Source organism: Campylobacter sp. TTU-622, assembly GCF_016598965.1.
Classification (GTDB): Bacteria; Campylobacterota; Campylobacteria; order Campylobacterales; family Campylobacteraceae; genus Campylobacter_D.
Genome location: NZ_JAENKR010000053.1, coordinates 1 through 8,400 on the forward strand (window position 1 = coordinate 1; position 8,400 = coordinate 8,400).

Consider the following 8,400-nt stretch of genomic DNA (forward strand, 5'->3'; position numbering starts at 1 on the left):
TTGATAATGTAATTAAAACAACTTGTTTTTTGGCTAACATTAATGATTTTGTAAATTTTAATGAAGTATATTCAAGCTTTTTTAAAGCTCCTTATCCTGCAAGAAGTGCTTTTGCTGTAAAAGATCTACCAAAAAATGCTTTGGTTGAAATTGAAGTTATAGCGGTTAAAAATTAATTCTAGGAATTTTCCTAGAATTTTAAACCAAACAATATAACAAAACTTATTTAAAAAAATTCATCCAAAAACTTATAATCAAAAATAATCTATTATTTTAAATAAAATTTAAAATAAAAATGTAAAATTCTAAAATGATACAAAAACCATAAATCATCAAGGTATAAAATGAATTCTATCTTAGAAAAAAATATCAAAGCTCTAGCATCTGGAGTTAATGAACCTTTGGCTTTAAAATTACAAAACTATAAAAAATCGCAACGTTTTGTTTTAAATAATAAATTTAATATTTATGATAAAAATTTTGAAACTTTTATTTATGATAATGATTTTATAAGCGAAGAACTAAATTGCTCTTTTGATAATTTTTTAGCCCAAACTAAACACTATCCTTTTATTTGTTTTTATGGTATAGCCAATGCTCTTTTGATTAAAAATTTAGCTCCATATTATAAAAGAATTTTTGTTTTTGAAAATGAAATTGAACTTTTACATCTAGCGCTTAGCATTTTGGATTTAAGTGAAGAATTAAGTAGTGGCAAAATTCATCTTTTAGATACTACAGAAGAAAAAGTAAATATCCAGTTTTTAATGCTTTTTGATATGAAAGGTGTTTTTGAATATTTAAATTTATTTGAACTTTTTCCTATCAATTCTTATTATGAAAAATTTCATAATGAAACCTATCAACAAATTTTAAATTTTGCCTTAGCAAATATTACTTTACTTATTAGAAATTTACATTATAAATTAGATGTTCCTTTTTTAGTTTATGATAATGTACTTTGTAATATCCCTACAATGTTAGAAAATATTCCTTTTCAAAGACTTATAGCTCAAAGAAAAAATGCTTTTGATACAGCTATAGTAGTTTCAGCAGGACCTTCACTTACTAAACAACTTCCTTTACTTAAAAAATATCAAAATAAAGCTTTTATTTTTTGTGCTGATGGAGCTTTAAACATCTTGCTTAAAGAAGATATCAAGCCTGATTATGTAACAAATTTAGATTTTTCTGATCTAACAAGAAATTTCTATGAAGAACAAGATGATAGAATTTTAAATGTATTGGCTATTGGAACAAATCATAATGTCGCAAAGAAAATTTCAAATAAAATCATCATCTTAAGAGATGATCCTTTCTATAAAAATTTAGATCTTAATAATTTTGGCTATATAGATACAGGAACTCATGTAAGTCATTTCTCTTATACTCTAGCTCTTGCTTTAGGATTTAAAAATATCATTATAATAGGTCAAGATTTAGCTTATGATGAGAAAGGAAATTCGCATTCTGAAAATTTTGTTTTTGGAAGTGAATTTGAAAAAGAAAGTCATATAGAAAGAAATTATTGCACAGCATATGGAGGAAAAGGAGAAGTTTTAACTCACGTGCTTTGGAATGATTATCGTATCAAATTAGAATACCTTTTTGCTTGCAATAAAGAAGTAAATTTTTATAATGCCACAGAAGGTGGAGCAAGAATAAATTTTACAAAAGAAGTATCTTTTAAAAATGCTTGCGAAACTTTACTTCATAAAGAAAAACCTAAATTTGAAAATTTAAAACCCTTAACTAAAAATAGAAGTGCTAAACTCATTGCTAAATTCTTTGAAAAATTAAAACAAGATAAGCAAACTTGTGAAAATTTATTAAATGATGCTAAAGTTTTAAAAGATGCATTAGATAATATCTTAAGTAAAGATATTATTTTACCTTTAGAATTTTTACAAAATGTTTATCAAAATATAAGTAATTTTAATGAAATATTAAATAATAGTGCATTTTTAGAAGATTCAATAGGCAAGGCTTTAATCTTTAATAGAGGTTTTAATATATCTAAAGTTTTAAAAATGCATTTAAATGACGAAAGAGAACATTTATATCAACTCATTTTAGCTTATAAAGAATTTCTTACATTTTTTATACAAAATTTAAAAACTAAATATGAAATTATACAAAAATACCATTATCAAACAAGCTAACAATAAAGCTAAATTAAAAATTGAAATTAATATTTAAAAAAATTTCAAAAAAAATATAAAAAAATTTTTTAGCTTTACGATATAGCTTTTGACAATCGCATGAGGTGATTGAATTTATTTAAAAGGATTTAAAATGGGATTTCGTATTAATACAAACGTTGCAGCACTTAATGCTAAAGCAAACTCTGATCTTAACGCTAAAAGTTTAGATCAATCATTGGCAAGACTTAGCTCAGGTCTTAGAATCAACTCAGCCGCTGATGATGCTTCGGGTATGGCAATTGCTGATTCTTTAAGATCTCAAGCAAACACTTTAGGTCAAGCTATTTCAAATGGTAATGATGCTTTAGGTATCTTACAAACTGCTGATAAAGCTATGGATGAGCAACTTAAAATTTTAGATACTATCAAAGTTAAAGCTACTCAAGCTGCCCAAGATGGTCAAAGTGAAAAAACAAGAACCATGCTTCAAGCAGATATTAACCGTTTAATGGAAGAACTTGATAATATCGCAAATACAACTTCATTTAATGGAAAACAACTTTTAAGTGGAAATTTCATCAATCAAGAATTCCAAATTGGCTCAAGCTCAAATCAAACTGTTAAAGCTACTATTGGTGCAACCCAATCAAGCAAAATCGGTGTAACAAGATTTGAAACAGGAAGTAGAATTACTGCTAGCGGAACCGTTGGAATGACAATTAAAAATTACAATGGTATTGATGATTTTACATTTAGAGATGTTGTTATATCAACTTCAGTGGGAACTGGACTTGGAGCTTTAGCTGAAGAGATAAACAAATATGCTGATAAAACAGGTGTTAGAGCAAGTTATAAAGTTGAGACTAATGGTATGGCAGCAGTGAAAGCTGGTTCTACATCATCTGATTTTGCTATCAATGGAGTAGTTATAGGAACTGTTACTTATAAAGATGGTGATGAAAATGGTGCTTTAGTTGCAGCTATCAATTCTAAAAAAGATACTACAGGAGTTGAAGCTTCAATCGATAGTGAGGGAAAACTTCTTTTAACTTCAGCAGATGGACGTGGTATTAAAATAGAAGGTAGCATAGGAGCTGGTGCTTTTATAAATTCTGATATGAAAGAAAACTACGGTCGCTTATCTTTGGTAAAAAATGATGGAAAAGACATTCTTATTTCAGGAACTGGTCTTACATCTTCTGGATTTGCAGCCAGTCAAATCGTTTCTCAAGCTTCAGTATCTTTAAGAGAGTCAAAAGGTCAAATTGATGCTAATGTAGCTGATGCCATGGGATTTGGTAGCGTTAACTCAGGAAAAATAATAGGTAGTTTTTCCTCTGTATCTGCTTATATGTCAAGCGATGGTTCTGGTTTTTCTGCGGGTTCTGGCTATTCTGTAGGAAGTGGTAAAGGTTATTCTTCTACTTTAAGTAGTGCCGGATTAACTTTTATTTCAGCAGCTTCTCAACTTTCAGCTGTATATAATGTTTCTGCAGGAACTGGTTTTTCAAGTGGATCTAATATGTCTCAGTTTGCTACTTTTAAAGCAAGTGTATTGGGTGTTACAAATGAAACTGCAGGGGTTACAACACTTAAAGGTGCTATGGCTGTTATGGATATAGCTGAAACTGCTATTGCAAATCTTGATCAAATTCGTGCTGATCTTGGTTCGGTTCAAAATCAATTAACTTCAACTATCAATAATATAACAGTAACTCAAGTTAATGTTAAATCAGCTGAATCACAAATTAGAGATGTGGATTTTGCAAGTGAGAGTGCAAACTACTCTAAAGCAAATATCTTAGCACAAAGTGGATCTTATGCTATGGCACAAGCTAATGCAAGCCAACAAAATGTATTAAGATTGTTGCAATAATACGAACTCTAAGTTTGGGAAAAATCTTCCCAAACTTTTCAAATCTTTCTTAACTTCTTAAATCTTAATTCCTTTAAAATCTAAATAAAAAATTTATTGGAACACTTATTGCTTAATCCTTTTGAACAATATTTTTGAAAGGATTTAAAAAATGGGTTTTAGGATAAACACAAATATAGGAGCATTAAATGCTCATGCCAATTCAGTTGTCAATGCCAGAGAGCTTGATAAATCTTTAAGTCGTTTAAGTTCTGGTCTTAGAATCAACTCAGCCGCTGATGATGCTTCAGGGATGGCGATTGCTGATTCTTTAAGATCACAAGCAGCAACTTTAGGCCAAGCTATCAATAATGGCAATGATGCTATTGGTATCTTACAAACCGCTGATAAAGCTATGGATGAGCAACTTAAAATTTTAGATACTATCAAAGTTAAAGCTACTCAAGCTGCCCAAGATGGTCAAAGTCAAAAAACAAGAACTATGCTTCAAGCAGATATTAACCGTTTAATGGAAGAACTTGATAATATCGCAAATACAACTTCATTTAATGGAAAACAACTCTTAAGTGGGAATTTTATCAATCAAGAATTTCAAATTGGTGCTAATTCAAATCAAACTATCAAAGCAAGCATAGGACCAACCCAATCAAGTAAAATTGGTGTAACAAGATTTGAAACAGGAGGTAGAATTACTTCTAGTGGCGAAGTTCAATTTACTCTTAAAAACTACAATGGTTTAGAAGATTTTCAATTTCAAAAAGTTATCATATCAACTTCAGTAGGAACTGGACTTGGAGCTTTAGCTGAAGAGATAAACAAATATGCTGATAAAACAGGTGTTAGAGCAAGCTTTAAAGTTGAAACTAATGGTATGGCAACTATAAAAGAAAGCTCTACTTCTGAAGACTTTTCAATCAATGGAGTAAGAATTGGACAAATTCAATATAAAGATGGCGATGAAAATGGTGCTTTAGTTTCAGCTATCAATTCAGTAAAAGATACTACAGGAGTTGAAGCTTCAATCGATAGCGAAGGAAAACTTCTTTTAAGTTCAAGAGATGGACGCGGTATTAAAATAGAAGGTAGCATAGGAGCTGGTGCTTTTATAAGCTCTAATATGAAAGAAAATTACGGTCGCTTATCTTTAGTAAAAAATGATGGAAAAGATATTAATATAACAGGAACTGGTCTTTCTTTTGCTGGGTTTGGAGCTGCTAATTTTATTTCCCAAGCTTCAGTGTCCTTAAGAGAATCAAAAGGACAAATTGATCCTCAAATAGCTGATGCTATGGGATTTGGTAGCGTTAATAAAGGAACAATTTTAGCCGGATACTCTTCTATTTCTGCTTATATGTCGAGTGAAGGAAGTGGATTTTCTGCAGGAAGTGGATTTTCTGTAGGAAGTGGTAAAAACTACTCTACTGCTTTATCAAGTGCTGGCTTAGTTGTTATTTCTGGTTCTTCTCAACTTTCAGCCGTATACAATGTTTCTGCCGGAAGTGGTTTTTCAAGTGGTTCAAATTTATCACAATTTGCCCCTATGAAAGTAAGTGTAGGAGCTTTTGATGTTTCACCAGAAAGTGCTGGAGTTACAACACTTAAAGGTGCTATGGCTGTTATGGACATAGCTGAAACTGCTATTGCAAATCTTGATCAAATTCGCGCTGATATTGGTTCGGTTCAAAATCAACTTCAAGTAACTATCAACAATATCACAGTCACCCAAGTTAATGTTAAATCAGCTGAATCGACTATAAGAGATGTAGATTTTGCTGCAGAGAGTGCAAATTTTTCTAAATACAATATCCTAGCACAAAGTGGATCTTATGCTATGTCTCAAGCTAATGCTGTACAGCAAAATGTATTGAAACTTTTACAATAGGCTTCTAGCTTGAGATTTTTTCTCAAGCTAGAAATATTAAAATTAAAAGAAGTTTATATTATTCATAAAAATAAAAACTAAAAATTTTTTAAATTAAATTCTTTTTTTCTAGTATATCTTGTAAAGGAATAATAGCTTGTTTTAACCTTTGATTTTGAACACTAAGCACATCAATAATATCTTCAAGCCAGCTCTCATGAGAATACACCCAAGCTAAAAGTTTATTTTGCTTATCGCTTTCATTGTTTACATTTTGGACATATAATTTTGAAGATAATAAATTATGATGATACAATAAAGATGAAAGTACATTGCTAAGATGAATATATTTTTTCTTATTTAATTTTTCTTTAATTAAATCAAGCTCATCTACAAGCTCATTTAAGTTATATCTACTTTTAGAAGTATAAATAAATTTTTTAATACGTTTATCAATTTTTTTGCAATGTCTTAAAAAATTTTCTCCCATTGTAATGCTTTTTTTAACTCTTTTATAATTTTCTAACATTAAATGATTTCTTTGCTCTTTACTAGGATTTTTAAGTTTTACCAAAGGCTTTTTAAGCTCTTTGATAAAAAGCTCTTTGCAAACTTCTTTAAAAGGTTTTTCTATGCTTCCTTCTATCCTTGCTCCACCTTCTGTACAATTATAAATCTTAGCATAAGAATTAGCAGCACAAAAATTTTCAAAAATTTGTTTAAATAAAATCCACACTTGAGAGCTTTGAACTATATCTTTGCCTCCATAAGCCATAGTAGTATAGCGGTTAAAATCTCTTTCATAATCTCCTATATGATAATCATCATGAATAAAACCTTTTGAATGATGGCTCCCATCTTTAGCATAGGCTAGATCTTGACCTATTAAAATAATATTTTTAAATCCTAATCTTAAGGCCAACTCACAAGCCATATGCGATACGCTCATACCTCCACCTATATATCCAAAAGAAGATAGATCAAGATAATTTGTATAAGTAGAAGCTCTTGCTATAAGCATATATTTCCTATGATTTTTTTCCAAATAATCTATAGTTTTTTTACTTACTACAGAAGCTAAGATAAAAAGTATATCCTTATCAAAATCTCCAAAATCATTATTAAAACACTCACTTACTATTTCATCACGCTCTAACATACAAACATAATCAGGCTTAATATTCTCTTTGGCTAAAATTGGATAAGCGCTATCGGCACAAAAAATAATGGCTTTATTTTGGTGTTCTTTAAGCAAAGGAAGTTGTTTAGCAAGCGAAGGTCCTGTCCCTACTATAATAGCACTTGTTTTATTTTTATTAAATCTTTTTTGTTTCAATTCATCATAGCTTGGATGAGTAAAAACTTTTGGTAAATTATAGATAGCTTGTTCTATGCCTATCATAGTATCTTTTGGATCATTTCCTTGTCTTAAGGCAATATTAGTAATAGCTTTCATAAGAAGATCATTCATTTTTTCAATATCTTCTTTATAATATTTTTCATAAAATTCACAAGTAATTTTTAAATCATAAAGCTTAAAAGAAATATTAATTTGTGGTAAAGAACAAAGAATATCAGCTTTAACATAATCCATTTCTTTACTATGCATTATGATAAATCTTCCTTGTCTTAACTCTAAATCAAAATCTATCCAATGAAAAACAAGATAAATGATTTCAAGTTCTGCTTCAAAAACAATTATTCTTTTATGTAAATCATTTTGTAAAAGTGCTTTAAAAAATATACCGTTTCCTAAGCCATAAAAGAAAAAAAAAGGATATCTTGCAAATTCTTTAAAAGTCTTTATTTTTTCTTCAAGCTCTTCTTTTGGATTTTTAAAAATAGTTTTTAAATCACTTTTTCTTGTTATATTAATATCTAGTGGATCTTTATTTAACAAATAATTAAATTTTTTAAGTTCTTTGATATTTTGTAATTTCTTCTTAAGTTCTATATAGTTAGCTCCTACTAAAGCATCTATATTTTTTTTAAAAAGATCTATTTTCGCCCCATCCATTTTTCAAGTCCCCTTTTATATAACTCTTCTTCTAAAGGCTTAATGTTTTTTATTAAAGCAAGTTCTAATGCATTAATATGTGCATATATCATTTTAAGCCATTCTAAATGTTCTTTAATCCAAATTAAAGATTTATTAAAAGAATCTTCTTTTGTTTTTGCTTTTAAGACATAAATTCTAGCTAAATTTAATTCAAATTGGATTAAAGTAGCTTGCAGTATGTCATAAAAGAAATTTAAATTTTTTAAATTTTCTATTTTTGTTTTTACTTGATCAATTCTTTGTATAAGAATATTTAACATTTGATTGATTTCTTCTTCGCTTATATCGTTTAAATTAGAGTTTGAATTTAGATTTTGATTATTTTTTTGAATAAAATTTGCTAAATTTAAATAAAGCTCATTGATTTCATTATATTCTTTTAAACAATCATTTTTAAAAGTATTAGAATGTTTTATAGCTTTTATAATTTTTGCATAAGCTTTAAGTAATAATTCATCTT

Annotated in this window: 5 protein-coding genes and 1 pseudogene; 4 read left to right on the forward strand and 2 right to left on the reverse strand. The window is 28.7% G+C overall.

The genetic code is table 11. The features are described from left to right. The 4 genes from JG677_RS05705 to JG677_RS05720 all read left to right on the forward strand — a co-directional run. Positions 1 to 176 (forward strand): Rid family hydrolase (locus tag JG677_RS05705; protein WP_267905149.1); only part of this gene is annotated, 176 nt, incomplete at its 5' end. A 168-nt stretch (positions 177 to 344) separates the two neighbouring features. Then, positions 345 to 2,162, forward strand: a complete 1,818-nt coding sequence (locus tag JG677_RS05710; protein WP_200285627.1) for a motility associated factor glycosyltransferase family protein — start codon at positions 345 to 347, stop codon at positions 2,160 to 2,162. 133 nt (positions 2,163 to 2,295) lie between these two features. Further along, positions 2,296 to 4,020: a flagellin gene (locus JG677_RS05715; RefSeq protein WP_200285629.1), complete on the forward strand. Its 1,725-nt coding sequence runs from the start codon at positions 2,296 to 2,298 to the stop codon at positions 4,018 to 4,020. Between the two features lie 151 nt (positions 4,021 to 4,171). Continuing rightward, on the forward strand, positions 4,172 to 5,902 hold the full coding sequence (locus JG677_RS05720; protein ID WP_200285632.1) for a flagellin A: 1,731 nt from the start codon (positions 4,172 to 4,174) through the stop codon (positions 5,900 to 5,902). Positions 5,903 to 5,990: 88 nt separating this feature from the next. Here JG677_RS05720 and JG677_RS05725 read toward each other — a convergent pair whose 3' ends face one another. Both JG677_RS05725 and JG677_RS05730 read right to left on the reverse strand, forming a co-directional pair. Further along, positions 5,991 to 7,898 (reverse strand): motility associated factor glycosyltransferase family protein, encoded by a 1,908-nt coding sequence (locus tag JG677_RS05725; RefSeq protein ID WP_200285634.1) that lies wholly within the window; start codon positions 7,896 to 7,898, stop codon positions 5,991 to 5,993. Further along, positions 7,880 to 8,400 (reverse strand): annotated as a pseudogene (locus tag JG677_RS05730) (motility associated factor glycosyltransferase family protein); the annotation flags it as partial. The gene JG677_RS05725 and the pseudogene JG677_RS05730, both read right to left, overlap by 19 nt.